We start from the raw sequence: 14760 nt of genomic DNA, 5'->3' as shown, positions 1-14760 counted from the left end.
TTCCTCCACTTCCATTAGAACTTCTCCCGGCTCAGCTGCAGAGCCACAACCAGTTTGCCCTGGGTGTCATGGCCGGCCATAATCAATCTATCTTGTTCCTGCTCATCAATATGGGTTAGCCCTTCAGCATACACCCAGCCATCTGTCGTCTTGAGACCGACACGGTAAGGTCCCTCACCTGAAATGGAGCCCTGTGTATATCGAATGGCGGCATTGGTGATAAAAGCTGAAGCCGGATGCCGTGAACTATCGTAATGTTGAGCGTAAGCGCCCGTTGTCATCTCAAGATGCATATATACATCCTGATCAACAAGGCGATCGAGCCGAAGCTGGATATCTTGTGGTTGTATCAGTTGCATGACGGCCTCCTTGTTTCTTGTAAAGTATGAACTCCATTTTATCATATGCATCAAAGAATATACATTTAAAGCTGCTCAGTTGCATAAAATGACAGACAAAAATATGAACTTTCTTCTTTATTTTTTTCTATTTTTCAAATGGGACAAAATCGATTAGATTAATATAAGTGATCATGCACACTCAAATTTACTCCAGATCAGAAGTGTCAAAAGGAGCTACTTCCTATGAAATCAATCATTCAGTTATTGCATTTTGGCTATCATCAGGCCATGAGCTGCATTTTTCCCGTAGCCATTTTCGGTACACTGGCTCTTTCAACGATCATTCCATTTCCTTTTATCCACCGCTATGATGCCATTCTGCTTATTCTGCTTGCTGTTCAATATTTGATGTTTCGCACTGGACTGGAAACGTTGGACGAAATCAAGGTTATTTGCGTATTCCACGTAATCGGTCTCTTACTCGAAATTTACAAAGTACATATGGGATCATGGTCTTACCCGGAGCCCGCATACAGCAAAATATTTGGCGTTCCGCTATACAGCGGATTTATGTACGCCAGTGTAGCCAGCTTCATGTGTCAGATCTGGCGAAGACTGCGTATGGATATGATCGGCTGGCCGGGCATGGTTCCCTCCATGTTACTCGGCGCAGCAATCTATCTTAATTTTTTCACCCACCACTTTATCCCGGATTTTCGCTGGTGGCTGACAGCCCTTGTCTTTGTTGTCTTCTGGAAAACGTGGATTATCTACCGGGTGCGCCATACAACCTACCGTATGCCATTGTCTCTTGCTTTCATTATCGTAGGTTTCTTTATCTGGCTGGCAGAAAATATCGCTACCTTCTTCAATGGCTGGAAATATCCGGATCAACATGAGAGCTGGCAACTGGTGAGCTTCAGCAAGATCAGTTCATGGTTTCTACTGGTTATTATCAGTGTAATCATCGTCGCTCAGCTCAAACACGTGAAAGCCAATCGCACAGCAAAATAATTTAAAGAAGAACATGTCCGGATCACATTGACGCTGACCTTTTCCCCAGCGTCAATGATCCGCTATCGTTTACCATTTCATTTTGTTTGCTGCCCACTTGTTTTCCCTCTTCATCATATATTTTAATGGTATAGGGTGTACCCTCCGATGAAGGCAGCATCACAAACCAGATATACTCTTCCATATCTGTTCTGATCAACTTGGCTTCAGTAATGGACATGGAGCCGTTCTGTTCTGTTTCAACAGTTACACGCTGGATACCCGGATGCTCGATTGTACCAAACACCATTGGAAAAGGAGTTTCTATCCCTTCAAGCTTCGGTAAGTTCATATAATACAATGCATACTCAGACGGATCTATATCTCCTATTCCATAACCTCCGCCCCACACCCACTTCCAGCCAAAACTATTTTTTCGTACGTACTCCAGCTGCATATTACTTGATGCTTCACTGTTCGTTCTCTGCGTAAACACGATCATACCGTCGTCCACAGGCTCCTGATGAACTACACGGACATTAGGAGTCGACGCTCTTAATTGTTGAACTGCATCCTCTGGCGTACTGCCGATCGGAATCGACATGGTTTCGTCCAGCCCCATAGCTTTGGACAATGTCTGATCCGCCAGACCACCCGGTTTTTCTTTTAAATACATATATGTGTTTACGGATATCACTGAGAGTACTAAGAGCGCTATCGTTGCGACTATAATATTGAGAGTCATTCCTTTTTCTTTACTCATGTTCGAGCCTCCTTCTTGAAAACAGATAAATTAACAATATAACATATAAACCCATCTAATATTACCAAAATTATCATAATCGTTTTTTCGCTTCTTATAAGATATAGCAAAAAAGCCGCCATATGGCGGCTCCATCTTATTAACGACTCATATTCTAGTCATGGCTTACATGTGCTTTAGTACCCCAGTCTTCATAAACTGTGCCTGAATTAATATTCTCCAAGGAATATCACTTCAGTTTCTAATTCCACCTGGAACGTGTCCCACACCTTTTTCTGAATAAACTGAATCAGATCCTCATAATCCTTGGCAGTGGCGTGATCCACATTCACGATAAATCCAGCATGTTTAGTCGAGATTTCAGCCCCACCGATGCGAGTGCCTTGCAATTGACAATCCTGAATTAGTTTACCGGCAAAATGTCCTTCTGGACGTTTGAACACACTTCCGCAAGAAGGGTATTCCAATGGCTGTTTCGATTCTCTCAGGAACGTTAATTCCTTCATCTTGCTAGAGATCTCCTCCTGATCCCCTTCGTTAAGCGTAAACTCGGCATCTAAAATAATATAATGATCCATCTTGAAAAGACTGTTGCGGTAACTCAGCTTCATCTCTTCACGAGGGATAACAACAACGTTGCCTTCACGGGTAATGACCGTCGCCTTTTCAATGACATCCGCGATCTGACCGCCGTAAGCGCCAGCGTTCATGTAAAGAGCGCCTCCTGTACTGCCAGGAATGCCACAGGCGAATTCCATACCCTTCAGGCTATGTGCCAAAGCGGCTCTGGATACGTCAATAATATCGGAGCCGCTCTGTGCCATGATACGTGTTCCACTGACTTCGATCTGATCGAAGCGGCTAAGCGAAATCGTGACTCCCCGGATGCCTCCGTCCTTAATAATAACGTTGGAGCCTTTACCAATAACGGTCAGCGGCAGCTGATGGCTGTTCGCAATTTCAACCACTTTGGTAATCTCCTCCACCGTCGTTGGATGCACGAGAATATCGGCCTTGCCTCCAATTTGGATAAACGTATGATTTTTTAGCGGTTCATTAAATTTTACTTTTTCGTTAGGTATGTGATTTTCAAAAATATTCATGATTTTCTCTCCCTGCGTTCTTCAAAAAGAACATGATTCCTACATTGTAAATCGAAACACACTCCAATGACAATCTATATAAGTTGAACCAAAGAATTTACACTATCCACTCCGATGACAGAATAACCTTCCAATCGCTGTTATCCCCAGATTTTTTTGATTCCCTTTTCCAAAGGAAAAAATCCGCTGAGCTTATGCTTCCGATGTAGCTTTCTTACAGAAAGCTTTTAGGCTACCGCTTTGCTTTTTCAGGTTTTTTCTGTCCTCTTCGTTCATGTGTAAATAAATAGTTCAACTTATATTTCCTTATATTTCCCTTTACAGGCCGATGAAATTCAACCCTATACTATCATGATATTCGCCTGTTTACTGAATAGATACTTGAATACAAGTTAAATTATACATGAACAACCATTTTCGGATTGTACGGCATCAAAAAAAGCAATAGCGCTGCGGATTTATCACCCGCAGCGCTTGAACATTCTAACACATATTCTTAAACTTCTCTATCTTCTGAATAGAAGTCCGCTTCATCCACGATCGTTATCCGGAATATCCGTCTTTGTCAATTCAGCAGATAACGCCCATAAGCGCTCCGCCTGTTCTGCATCAATCGCATATGGCTTCACGCCGTAAAAACCGCCATCTTCGGGAGCCATCTCACTGATATTGCAATCTTCACAGTACACACCGCCCATGCCTTCAAGCTTGGGAGAAGTCGCAGCCCACACCTGGGTTGCTGCACCCTGCTCCGGTGATTTGAACCCCGGATTAGCCACGTTGCCGGATTCATCAATCCAACCGAGAGCAACCATCTCATCTTTGGGCATATAACGCTGTAATGGAGTCATGATTCCACCCGGATGTACAGCAAATGCACGAACTCCATGCTGCTTGCCAAGTCTGTCGAGTTCTACCGTGAATAAGCTGATCGCTGTTTTGGACTGACCGTATGCCGGAAACTTCTCGTATCCCTGTTCAAAATGAATATCATGCCAGCGGATTGGGGAGAAATGATGTCCTGCAGAGGAAAGCGAAACGACACGGGCTCCACCTTCACTGACCAGCGCAGGCCACAATTGATTGGTTAGCGCGAAATGTCCCAGATGGTTCGTAGCAAACTGCGCTTCCCATCCCGGACCAATCCGGGTCTCTGGACAGGCCATGATACCTGCATTCAGGATTAACATGTCAATACTGCGTGAACTTGCAAGAAAACGTTCCGCAAATGCAGCAACACTGGACAAGTCAGCCAAATCAAGCTCGTCCACTTCCACGTTCTCAAGATCAGCCAGAGCTTCACGGGCAACATCTGGTCTGCGCGCAGTCACAACAACGTGTGCTCCCGCTCGAATCAATGCACGTGTTGTTTCCAATCCCAGACCGGAATATCCGCCTGTCACTAAAGCGAGATGCCCTGACAGATCCAGTCCGTTTACTACCTCATCCGCTGTACTACTCTTGTCAAAACCTGAATGTATGTTATGCTGAACTGTTCTTGTCTCTTTGTTTATGTTCATCTGACTCAGCTCCTTCATATTTGCACTTGTAACTGCTTATAGTATTTATCCCTATTAGGACTTCTATAATCAGTCTACACCCTAGAGTAAACTCGAAGTCAAATCATGCCCCTTAAAACGTCTATCCTGAAAATTCACCATTGATCTTCATTCGCCATCAGGATGAACAAAAAAGCCGCCATTCGGCGGCTTTATCCATATACATATATTTAAATGTACTGAAACATTTAACCATTTCTATTCTCTTTATTTCAGACGAATGTGGAAAACATCACCGGCGTTACCTCCAAATACGATAAAGCCTTTCTTCGGAAGTTTCGTGGACTGTTCACCAGTCGCGATAGAGAACTGTAGCGCCTGACCTTGATCATCATAAACCGCATAACCGCCGTGCTTAGGAGAATCCACCGTTATCGTTTTTTCAGCTGATTTCCCGTCAATCGCATACCATCGAGCTTGACCGTTAGCTGGTATAGTCGCAATTCCTGATTTCCCACTGAAAATAGGCCGAATCGCCTTTTCCGAGATGTACTGCTGTCCGTTCTGCGTGAGAATCTCAGCATCTTTTTTCATCATTAATTCCAAGTCGAATGCATCTCGGCCATTCATGACTGGAATCTCCGCAACATTAACGGCATAATTGGCATCCTTGATTTGCGTCCCATTTACATAGCCATGCTCTGCGTTGACCTTAAAATTTTTAATAAGCTGTGATGGAACCAGGTAGAAGAGCGATGTGATTTTTTCGTCCAGCGCAAAATAGTTCACACCGTTCCGTGCAGCCCACTTCTCTTGGGTAACTGCATCCAGCTTGTTAGGCTCCAGCTTTTGATAATCGTACGTGCTCATGCCCATCTGTCCCAGTCCCGGCAAGCTAAGATATCCTTGGACTTTAACATAGGTCTTGGCGTTCCGCTCCTTTACAAAACTCACCTTCACGCTTCCGTCCTTGCCGGTAAAATACCCGTCACCTGTATACACATACTTTTGTTCAGCAATTAGTCCGCCCAGCATAGCTGGTAAGGTGAATGCTCCGTCTTGAATATTAATCTCCGTTGTTGCACCAACGGTTCCATACAAACCGGAGTAATCTTTCAACTCAGCAGGCATCTCGGTCTGGACTGGGACAGAGAAGGTGCGATCCGGTTTAATGTTGTCAATAATGCCCTGTTCCTTCAGTACTTCCAGCAACACTTTAGAGGCAAACATCTGGTCAAAAACAGAAGATCCACCTGAAGATAACACAGCCATGGATATGTCGTGCTCTGGAATCGTAATTAATGAAGCGTGATACATGATCGTATCGCCGCCCTTGGTCAGTGCTTTAATGCCATACTCACTGAATGGAGCAAGTTCTACTGCATCCCAGCCGAGTCCGTAGTTGAACGAATTGATTTCGTCAGACACCCATATGCCTTTGCGATATTCTGGACTTTGCATCGCAGTAACCGAAGCCTTGGATAGAAGATCCGGGCGGTTGCCCATCAGCACCTCTGCAAATTGTGTCAACTCCTCAGCCGTTGAATAAATACCCCCGGTGCCGATGATGTTTGCATTTTCAACTGGCATCTTAGGTTTGAGCGTCGGCCAATATGTCTCAGCCAACCTGTCTCTATTGAAGGAATCAAGTGGCGTCTTCGTTGAGTTCAGTTCCAGCGGCTTGCTGATATACTGTTCCACATATTTACTGTAACTTTGCCCACTCACGCGCTCAACCAGAATCTCCAGCAATTGAAAGCCATCATTGCAATAAACGGAGTATTCCCCGGGTTTAGACTTGAGACGTTCGGCCTGAAGTTTGATCAGTAGTTCATCATGATTGCGTGTGTCGTTATCATCAAACAGTATGCTGTTTCCATACTGCGAACCATACAACCCGGATGAATGATTCATTAACATACGCGGTGTGATTTCTTTATAGCGGGGGTCTGCCATTTTGAAATCGGTAATATACGTAGTAAGTGGCTGGTCCAAGTCAACCTTACCAGAATCGACCAACATCATGACCGCAGTTGTCACCACCATTTTGCTTACGGAGCCTATACCGTACATGGTATCTTTGTCCACGGCTTTCTGGCTCGCCTTATCATGAAATCCAGCACCGTCAGATAAAATCATTTCACCTTTGTCCATAATCGCATATTGCATACTTGTGACGCCATAATTCTGAACCAGCATGTCAGCAAGTTGTTTAGCTTTCGCTTGGGTTGTCTGCTTTTCTGTCGCCTCAGCTTTAACATCTGCTACAGGCATGATGACAAGCATAAACGCACATAAAACCGTAATTATCCTTTTCATTCAGATTTCCTCCTTCAGATCGATATACTTGAATGAACTCATCATACCTGGCAAAGACGTGGCCTGCGGAAAAGAACCCCGAATGGAAAAAAACAACCCCTGAACGACAGTTCAGACGTTGTTTGTGTTGTAAGGAAGAACGACCATATTGTTAAAAGACCCTTGTCCTTGCTCAATGGTCATATGTCCTCCATATTTGCTACATATTCTGGATATATTGGTCAGGCCAAAACCATGAAATTCTGAATCCGTTTTGTCACTTTTCAGATCCGTTGCCGGTTGGGCGGTATGGTTCATAATCTGGATTACCAGAGCAGAAGCTGTAGAATGAATAGATACTACGATATAACGATCCTCGGCGACCCGTACTTTCTTGGATGCTTCAACAGCATTGTCTAGAATATTTCCGAGCACCACGCACAAATCATAACGCTCAATGCCTATGTGTTGAGAATGGAGATTGATGCGGGTATCGATTCGAATGCCGTTTGCCTGCCCGACGGTTAGCGTATTTGTAACGAGAGCATCAATGACCAGATTACCGCTATTCACACGTTGGTACGCATGCTCAATGGTGTTCATCGTAACATGCATATGCTCTGTTGCTGCCGCAAGTTCGTTACGTTTCACACACTCTTCGATATATAGAAACTGCTGATTGATATCGTGGATAATACTTTTAATGCTTTTGAAACTGTGCACGGTCTTCTCGTAGTTGGCATCCTGGTAATCCATCTGCCGCTGCAATTGTTCATTTTCATGAGCGAGATGCGCCTTCTCCACGATATTATCAAACACATACACAATAAATACGTTTAGAAAAAGGGAGCCCAGCACCGAAAAAATATAAAAGATATTTTTTTCGCTATATATTGAAATGACATTGATCTGGTACACCGTAATCGCAGTAACGATCAAAAATAAAAGATAAGACCTATGGTGCACCCGGAAGCTCCTGCGTTTGGCAATGAGATGAACAATGGGGATCACAACAAACATAATGCTGCATCCTAGCAGCAGAACTTTGGAGAACAACCATATCGCTTCCGGGCCATAGACAGGCACTTTCAGGTAGTCGATGCCGTCAATCACACTAAAAACATAAACTGAAATGATATTTACCGTGGTTAACAGCGCTGCATACATAACCGTAAACATAATCTTCAGTTTTAATTCTACCCGGTAGGATTGTGCCAGAGTGAAGATAAAAATCAATGCAAGCAAGGTCGAAAGAAAAGAAGGTAATCGCGTAGCCAAATAAAAGAAATTGAGCAGGACAAACACAACAAAATAAATCGTTCTGCGAGGTTTACGTCTGGATTTTCCCAGCACAGCATCAAAGTAATAATTGGCTTGAAAGGTCATGAGCAGGGTCAACAAAATGACGGGTACTAGATGCAAAATATTCATTTTATTGAACCCTCATGATCATATATTTGGTATACGTATCCTTGACTTCTTTGATTTTGGAACGACCTATCGGCAGAGAGGTTCCATCCAGCATCGTGACTTGTGCCCCCGTGAACTTGTGTACATGCATTAGATTAATAAGCACGGATCGGTGAATTTGCATAAAACCATGCTCTGTCAGCGTTGCAGCATAAGCCGATAGAATACCTTTCGTTTCATAAGAGTTATCACGAGTAATTACCTTTAGTTTGTTTTTAACCGTGAGGCTTTTGATTACCTCAATCCATAAAATATCTTCATATTTCAACATCAAATCATCGTAATCTGATTTAATCACCAGATACTTTTTATCCATAGCTTGATAATACTGATGCAGTTTGATCAACTTCTCTTCCAGCACAGCCTCTTGAATCGGTTTGATCAAATATTGGAACGTCATCACATCGAAACTTTGAACCATATACTCGGGATAACTGGTCAAAAACATGATCTGCACATCCATGATCTTGAGTTTTCTGATTTCCTGTGCCGTCTGTATGCCATTCAACCCACCCATCTCTACATCCAGAATAAGCAGGTGAAACGTCTCTCTCTGATCCTTATAATGAGCCAGGAGTTGTTCTCCTGAACTGAACATGGTGATATGAAACTCGATATTGGTTTTGAGCGAGAACGCTGTCAGCATATGTCTCATCAATTCTCGTTGCTGCTCGTCGTCGTCACATATCGCTACCTGATACATTTCATCCCGCCTTTCTCGAACACAAACCGTTTTTATTCATTCTAATATACTATCTTATCACGCTCAGATCGTTAAGAATGGATTGAAAAGCATTTACACTACCCTGAAATGCAAACGTAAAAAGAACAACGACGTGATCATGCGTCCTTGTTCCATCCTTTGGTTGTTTTTTGATCTTTCCACTTCCTTGGTTGTAAGCACCACCTTACTCTTGAACAAAAAAAAAAACGACTGACCAGGAGTGGTCAGTCTTGTTAATACCGCTAATATAGGATGAGTATATAAGTTCTTCAACCACAGCTATTCGATGAGTGCGGCCTTAATCAATGCATTTACCCTTGAGTTATAGAGCAATCCGATATGAGTTACCAGACTAACGGAAATATTGTTTGCCCCGTCCAGTCTGGATAAAAGAGGCGAAACAATGGTGTCGCTGGTGGAGTAGATTGAGGTAACTTTAATGCCGCTTGGTGCGCTGTTCGTTGTCAACCGATTCGCCCCACCCAGCGTAATCAATTTATCCACCTTATCTATGCCACCGCGATTCAATATATAGTACAGGCTGTTAGCTCCACCCATGCTATGTGCAACGATATGAACTTTGGAATGCCCCGTTTGGCGAAGAACATCGTCCACAAATCGGCTTATCGCCGCAGAATTCAACAATTGATTCCCTGCTTTGCTCGGGAGATCAATGGCAAATAGCTCATTATTCGACCATCCTTCACCGCGCAGATACCTTTCAATTAAGGCAAAATTACTGTCCGAGCCTGTCAATCCATGAACAAAAACAATGGGTGTCCGCGCAGTGGCAGCAGAAGCTGTCGTACTCTGCCCAATTCCTGGTAAAGCAAAAGCAAAAATCGCACTCATCAAAACAATTAGCAGTGGTCTTAACCTTCTCAATCAGATCATCCTCCTGTAAATGGAATATCCACATTTTACAATTTAAAAATTGTAAAATAAATGGTATTTTAGTCTCATTTAACCAATGGAGTATGATGTTTACTGCTAATTATTTTGTCGAAATACAGAGGTTCTCCTCTTTCAGCCTGGCTCATCGTACGACTCGGAGCACGAGAAAACTATCCCTCTACAATATCCGCATGCAGCTGCGATGCCGCTTCCATCATAACCGGAACAATCGCTTCATTCGAAATAGCAACGTACAACTCCCCCATATACAATCGGAATGGGTATTGTTGTCCTTCATGCTCCCACATAAAAAAGTCACCCTCAATGGTCATCGTGCTCTCCGCGCCAACGATATTTAGCACTGTGGAGTAAGTAAACTCCGGCTTGGTAGCAAAATATGTGCTGCACTCCTCCAAAGAAATATGTTGTTCCGGATTGTTTTCCTGCATCGATCTCGTTATTTTAAAACGCTGGTTCATCTCGTTATGCCTCCAACTTCAAATTATTTGTTTTTTCTTCATATCATAGAAAGGTATTTTCTCATTTCGTTCTTAATGTGTCAAAACATACGTTCAAAATTGCTTTAATACTCCATCTAACTTTCCTAATTTGGCTAGTCCTGAGCGCTCGTCCATGCGAATGTGACCTCATTGAATATAGTATTCTATCTGAATGTGAAGGAGGAATATCACATGACCCAATTACTTGATGCAAGGGTGTCATTGAATGCAGCTACATTTAATTCCATTGCCATTCCTATTCCTGTCATCAATACACCTACATTATTTGCACAAATCGGGTTACTAACTGCTGGGGCAGGTCCTAATCCAAGAGTTTCTATGAAAGGAACGATTACAGTTCAGCTTCCACTCGCTCTCTTCCAAGTCCGAATTACGATTGTCCGTGGCACGGTTGCGACAGATCCTCTCATATATTCAGCCAATCACACGTATGGTCTGAACGGATTGCTTGTACCTGAAGTCATCATTTTTTCCGCCAATGATTATAATCCGCCTGTAACTCCGCAAATCACCTACACCGCTTTTATCAGTACCAATCTGCTTGGTACGGTCCGGGTAGGTCCTGAAAGCTTCGACGGATTTATCGTTTCGGATTAATGTTTAAGATTAACGCTTTAGATTAAGTTTTAGATTAAGGTCTCGTATGTAATGCTTAGCGCCCCCAAACGTGTAATCTACATCTGTATTGTAGATTACACGTTTGGGGCTTTTATATGTCCAGCTAATTTCCGAAATAAACATCCAGCTTACCTGTCGGAGGTGTAGTAGCCATCCACACGGCAGCCAGGTTATCCGGAGCATATGTAGCTGCTGTAATATAGTCACCGATTAGAACGGTTGGCACTGGGGAGACACCATTCGGATTAAAGGAGGTCGTTGTTAGCCGGCGATTACTGAAGCTTGCTCCGCCATCAAAGGACTCGGCAACAAAAACATCAAGCAGGAACCCGTCAATTTGATTGGAGTAATAGATTACCCGAATGGTTCCAGCAAATGGAGACACCGTGATGGCAGGAAAAAAGTTCTGTGTACCTGGCGGTGCGCTAGTAATGCTTATTGGATCTGACCAAAGAAGTCCATCGGGAGATTCACAAAGCAAAACATCGGTATACCCCGCGCGAGCGTCATTCCATACGGCATAAACGGTACCGCTGTTCGGTCCAATGGATATGTCTGCTGCCAAACTCAGATTGGTCTGCACTCGAAAATTATAGTTCGGAACAGGGAGCGGCGATGGCGCCGGCACAACGGAAGATATGAACGTAGACTGCCGTTCTATGGGCGGTTGATAATTGATTCCCCCATCATACGATATGCGTAGCAATGCCGAAGGGCTGGCTGGCCCTGTAATGATATAACCTGCATAGACTTCACCGGAGAAGCCAACGGCCAAAGCTGCCCGGTCATGGATTCCACGAGGACTCGATTGTCGATCCGGGGGTTCCCACGAGATTCCTTGATCAACAGATCTTTGAGTAAAAATAGCAGAAGAAGTTGTTGCAAGCGGTGTATAACCTACATACGCATGGCCTCGATATGGACTGCCAGGAGAGCGATCTACAGCAATGAAAGGTTCATCATTATGCACGATTGTTCCAAATCCTAATTGTACAATGATAGGCGGCTGCCAAGTTGCACCGTCATCAAATGAAGTATAACTTACAATGGTCCCGTCATTAATCCCGTTAAACACATGCACCGTGACGATAAAAGTGCTCGGAAACGTATAGTCGATGGTTGGTGCTTCCGCCCCCGAATAGCCTGCGGGTTGCGGAAGAACCGTTGTGGACCATGTCGTTCCACCGTCGATGGAGCGATAAAATCCTGTTAACGTTGGTCCCGTACTGGTATCTACAGCAACAACACACATAATATTAGGATTTAAAATATTTACTGCAATAGAGGGTTCAAACTGATTTCCCGCCAAAGCACCAGTAATATTTACAACGGCCATTCTCTTCACCTCTTTTCTTCTAAGGGATATTGGTGAATCGGTCAATTAACGTCATTTCAGATTGTAGAATGCGCTGTATAATCTGACCCGTAGAATCAACGCCATAGACATGGATTACCGTACTGGTTGCGCTAAAGAAATCACTTTGAACTTCAAAAAACGCAGCATTAATCAACGGATAGATGAAAGTCCTTGTTGCTTGCGGCAAGATTTCAACTAAATCATGACCAATAGGAATCCGAGTCAATTGAGTTGTATCCCACCTGAATACCTCCAATTCAACACTGACAGGAGCATTCAACGAATCGTTAATGCAAGTGACGATAATTTGTGTAGACTGTGTCGGACCTGAAGTTGGATTGTAGATAAACCCTGTAGAGTTCGGCAAAGAGTCACACTCCTTTCACACCATATACTCCACTATACTTTCCATTCAGCTTGTGTTATGCAGATTCTATGTTTTCTTGTATTGGAACAATATGAAAATTTTGTTATGATAGATTTGCCAAATTTCATTAGTTTGGTAGATTTACGCCAAACCACAACGCCTGGAGGTACACCTATTTATGTTTATACAACGTACTGGGAAAATCGCTGTGGCAGCCGCCATGGTAATATCCATGATGGGCAGTATACCTGCAACTCAATCCCAAAAACTTCAAGCAGCCCCTGCGATCTCTGTTCAATTGGATCATGTACCCTTAACCTTCGATGCAGCACCCCGGATTGATAAAGGAGTAACCTATGTTCCATTCCGGACGGTCGGAGAAGCACTCGGCATTGGTATTAGCTGGAACAACAAAACACAGACCATAACCGCGGTGAACACATCCAAAGGAAAAACAACGAAAGTTGTTCTTCAGGTTGGAAGCAAGACAGCTACTGTAAATGGAGAGAAAGTGAATCTCCCTGCCGCACCTGTGCAACGGGAAGGACGTGTACTTATTCCGCTGAGTTCATTCAGTAGCCAATTCGATGTCCGTACAGGCTGGGATCAGGCTACACGAACCGTCTCTATGGTATCACCTCAACGTGAAATGCATCTCCGAGCGTTCTATGCCGTAAAAGCCTACCATGAAATCGATCTGTTACCTTCTATGAATTCGGTTGCTTTTGGATGGAGCCGCATTGACCGAGATGGTACGTTTACACTGGAAGGGAAAGAATATCAGGTTCCTGCTGCCGCGGGTGAAGTAACCCCTAAATCCATTGTAGCTGACGCGGCAAGTCAACAAATCCAGCCCAGTTTGATGGTGTATGCGCTGGATGGAAATGGCGAGCTAACTAAAGTACTGGGTGACAGCACTTTAAGGCAAAAATCCATTGAAGGCATTCAAGCAGCCATTCAGGAGTATGGCTTTGGTGGGGTTGTGCTTGATTTTGAGGGACTCGGCTTCAAACTGGACGCTGTAGAGCAACAACAATTGCTGAATCAGTATGTGAAACAGCTAAGGGAATCGCTACCTCAAGAGATCGCCATCTCTCTGGCTGTTCCTCCGCTCAATAGCGCCTACAAAGGGTATGATTACAAAACACTGGCTACGCTGGCGGATGACCTTATCATTATGGCCTACCAATATAATCCTGCAGGAACCAAAGCTCAAGTTGCGGAGCCGAACAGTCTGGTCAATCAGGCAATTGCACTCGCACTCAAGGCAGGAGTGCCCAAAGAAAAGATTTTGCTTGGCATCAACATCAATAGTGAGACACCTGCATCTGTCGGGGACAAGCTCGGACTTGCCAAGCGTTACGATCTGAAGGGTGCAGCCTTCTGGCGGCTTGGCCTATTCCGCACGTATAGCGCTGATATGCAATCTGCTGTGCAAGCATCGGTAATTAAGGAATAATAAAGCTACCTTCTCATAGCTATATTGAACTTCATAATCTAATTCAAAATAAGCAGGAAAAAGCACGCTCCTTGACTGACTGTACAAGGAACGTGCTTTTTTTGTATACTCCATCACCTTTTCTTTTCATTTCATCACCTTATCTATACCACCAAACAGTAGCTTAATGATCACACCCGGTCCCGGCAACTGGGGATCAAATAACAGGATCGTGCCAATAACCGCACTGATAGCACTGACTCCTGTTGTAATCATCCGGACTTTTTTTTCTTCGCTATGTTTCCATTCCACATAGATGATCGTTCCGGCTAACAACAGAATACCTAACATAGAAGCAATTTTCATAACTTATC

The 14760-nt window shown here is 43.8% G+C and carries 15 protein-coding genes; 3 read left to right on the top strand and 12 right to left on the bottom strand.

Annotated features, from left to right (window positions below; translation table 11 throughout):
• Positions 1-14: 14 nt before the first annotated feature.
• The gene (locus ACT89M_RS13875; RefSeq protein ID WP_090915805.1) at positions 15-359 is read right to left on the bottom strand and encodes a YojF family protein; all 345 of its coding nucleotides are present in this window, start codon (positions 357-359) and stop codon (positions 15-17) included.
• A 225-nt stretch (positions 360-584) separates the two neighbouring features.
• On the opposite strand from ACT89M_RS13875, the gene ACT89M_RS13870 reads away from it, so the two are divergent.
• Positions 585-1355 (top strand): DUF817 domain-containing protein, encoded by a 771-nt coding sequence (locus tag ACT89M_RS13870; protein ID WP_308721850.1) that lies wholly within the window; start codon positions 585-587, stop codon positions 1353-1355.
• Positions 1356-1377: 22 nt separating this feature from the next.
• Here the strand turns inward: ACT89M_RS13870 and ACT89M_RS13865 are convergent, their stop codons facing one another.
• From ACT89M_RS13865 to ACT89M_RS13830, 8 genes are all read right to left on the bottom strand, one after another.
• Positions 1378-2097 (bottom strand): hypothetical protein, encoded by a 720-nt coding sequence (locus ACT89M_RS13865; protein WP_308721851.1) that lies wholly within the window; start codon positions 2095-2097, stop codon positions 1378-1380.
• A 209-nt stretch (positions 2098-2306) separates the two neighbouring features.
• Complete coding sequence (gene murB, locus ACT89M_RS13860; protein WP_090915799.1) at positions 2307-3200, bottom strand: UDP-N-acetylmuramate dehydrogenase; 894 nt, start codon at positions 3198-3200, stop codon at positions 2307-2309.
• Positions 3201-3730: 530 nt separating this feature from the next.
• A complete protein-coding gene (locus ACT89M_RS13855; protein WP_308721852.1) occupies positions 3731-4720 on the bottom strand; it encodes an SDR family NAD(P)-dependent oxidoreductase in 990 nt (329 codons plus the stop codon).
• A gap of 246 nt (positions 4721-4966) precedes the next feature.
• Positions 4967-7018 (bottom strand): serine hydrolase domain-containing protein, encoded by a 2052-nt coding sequence (locus tag ACT89M_RS13850; RefSeq protein ID WP_487345291.1) that lies wholly within the window; start codon positions 7016-7018, stop codon positions 4967-4969.
• Positions 7019-7129: 111 nt separating this feature from the next.
• Positions 7130-8428: a sensor histidine kinase gene (locus tag ACT89M_RS13845; RefSeq protein ID WP_090915792.1), complete on the bottom strand. Its 1299-nt coding sequence runs from the start codon at positions 8426-8428 to the stop codon at positions 7130-7132.
• Between the two features lies 1 nt (position 8429).
• Entirely contained in the window at positions 8430-9170 is a 741-nt protein-coding gene (locus ACT89M_RS13840; RefSeq protein WP_154984092.1) for a LytR/AlgR family response regulator transcription factor, read from the bottom strand.
• A 300-nt stretch (positions 9171-9470) separates the two neighbouring features.
• Positions 9471-10043, bottom strand: a complete 573-nt coding sequence (locus tag ACT89M_RS13835) for an esterase/lipase family protein (protein WP_090916475.1) — start codon at positions 10041-10043, stop codon at positions 9471-9473.
• Positions 10044-10255: 212 nt separating this feature from the next.
• Entirely contained in the window at positions 10256-10564 is a 309-nt protein-coding gene (locus ACT89M_RS13830) for a hypothetical protein (RefSeq protein WP_090915790.1), read from the bottom strand.
• Positions 10565-10777: 213 nt separating this feature from the next.
• Here ACT89M_RS13830 and ACT89M_RS13825 point away from each other — a divergent pair, with 213 nt between their 5' ends.
• Complete coding sequence (locus tag ACT89M_RS13825) at positions 10778-11203, top strand: hypothetical protein (protein ID WP_154889245.1); 426 nt, start codon at positions 10778-10780, stop codon at positions 11201-11203.
• Positions 11204-11327: 124 nt separating this feature from the next.
• Here ACT89M_RS13825 and ACT89M_RS13820 read toward each other — a convergent pair whose 3' ends face one another.
• A complete protein-coding gene (locus ACT89M_RS13820) occupies positions 11328-12560 on the bottom strand; it encodes a sialidase family protein (protein ID WP_154889247.1) in 1233 nt (410 codons plus the stop codon).
• Between the two features lie 19 nt (positions 12561-12579).
• Positions 12580-12948, bottom strand: coding sequence for a hypothetical protein (locus ACT89M_RS13815; protein ID WP_154889250.1), 369 nt, complete (start codon positions 12946-12948; stop codon positions 12580-12582).
• Between the two features lie 178 nt (positions 12949-13126).
• On the opposite strand from ACT89M_RS13815, the gene ACT89M_RS13810 reads away from it, so the two are divergent.
• Positions 13127-14407: a stalk domain-containing protein gene (locus ACT89M_RS13810; protein ID WP_154889252.1), complete on the top strand. Its 1281-nt coding sequence runs from the start codon at positions 13127-13129 to the stop codon at positions 14405-14407.
• 126 nt (positions 14408-14533) lie between these two features.
• On the opposite strand, the gene ACT89M_RS13805 is transcribed toward ACT89M_RS13810, so the two are convergent.
• The gene (locus ACT89M_RS13805) at positions 14534-14752 is read right to left on the bottom strand and encodes a hypothetical protein (RefSeq protein ID WP_487345290.1); all 219 of its coding nucleotides are present in this window, start codon (positions 14750-14752) and stop codon (positions 14534-14536) included.
• Positions 14753-14760: the final 8 nt, after the last annotated feature.

The sequence above is a fragment of the Paenibacillus sp. NN59 genome (assembly GCF_057597225.1).
This window is presented reverse-complemented; position numbering and strand designations above follow the sequence as displayed.

Excerpts from the sequence above, each read along its gene's own strand:
- ACT89M_RS13875 (WP_090915805.1), bottom strand. The coding sequence starts at position 359 with ATGCAACTGATACAACCACAAGATATCCAGCTTCGGCTCGATCGCCTT.
- ACT89M_RS13870 (WP_308721850.1), top strand. The coding sequence starts at position 585 with ATGAAATCAATCATTCAGTTATTGCATTTTGGCTATCATCAGGCCATG.
- ACT89M_RS13865 (WP_308721851.1), bottom strand. The coding sequence starts at position 2,097 with ATGAGTAAAGAAAAAGGAATGACTCTCAATATTATAGTCGCAACGATA.
- murB (WP_090915799.1), bottom strand. The coding sequence starts at position 3,200 with ATGAATATTTTTGAAAATCACATACCTAACGAAAAAGTAAAATTTAAT.
- ACT89M_RS13855 (WP_308721852.1), bottom strand. The coding sequence starts at position 4,720 with ATGAACATAAACAAAGAGACAAGAACAGTTCAGCATAACATACATTCA.
- ACT89M_RS13850 (WP_487345291.1), bottom strand. The coding sequence starts at position 7,018 with ATGAAAAGGATAATTACGGTTTTATGTGCGTTTATGCTTGTCATCATG.
- ACT89M_RS13845 (WP_090915792.1), bottom strand. The coding sequence starts at position 8,428 with ATGAATATTTTGCATCTAGTACCCGTCATTTTGTTGACCCTGCTCATG.
- ACT89M_RS13840 (WP_154984092.1), bottom strand. The coding sequence starts at position 9,170 with ATGTATCAGGTAGCGATATGTGACGACGACGAGCAGCAACGAGAATTG.
- ACT89M_RS13835 (WP_090916475.1), bottom strand. The coding sequence starts at position 10,043 with ATGAGTGCGATTTTTGCTTTTGCTTTACCAGGAATTGGGCAGAGTACG.
- ACT89M_RS13830 (WP_090915790.1), bottom strand. The coding sequence starts at position 10,564 with ATGAACCAGCGTTTTAAAATAACGAGATCGATGCAGGAAAACAATCCG.
- ACT89M_RS13825 (WP_154889245.1), top strand. The coding sequence starts at position 10,778 with ATGACCCAATTACTTGATGCAAGGGTGTCATTGAATGCAGCTACATTT.
- ACT89M_RS13820 (WP_154889247.1), bottom strand. The coding sequence starts at position 12,560 with ATGGCCGTTGTAAATATTACTGGTGCTTTGGCGGGAAATCAGTTTGAA.
- ACT89M_RS13810 (WP_154889252.1), top strand. The coding sequence starts at position 13,127 with ATGTTTATACAACGTACTGGGAAAATCGCTGTGGCAGCCGCCATGGTA.
- ACT89M_RS13805 (WP_487345290.1), bottom strand. The coding sequence starts at position 14,752 with ATGAAAATTGCTTCTATGTTAGGTATTCTGTTGTTAGCCGGAACGATC.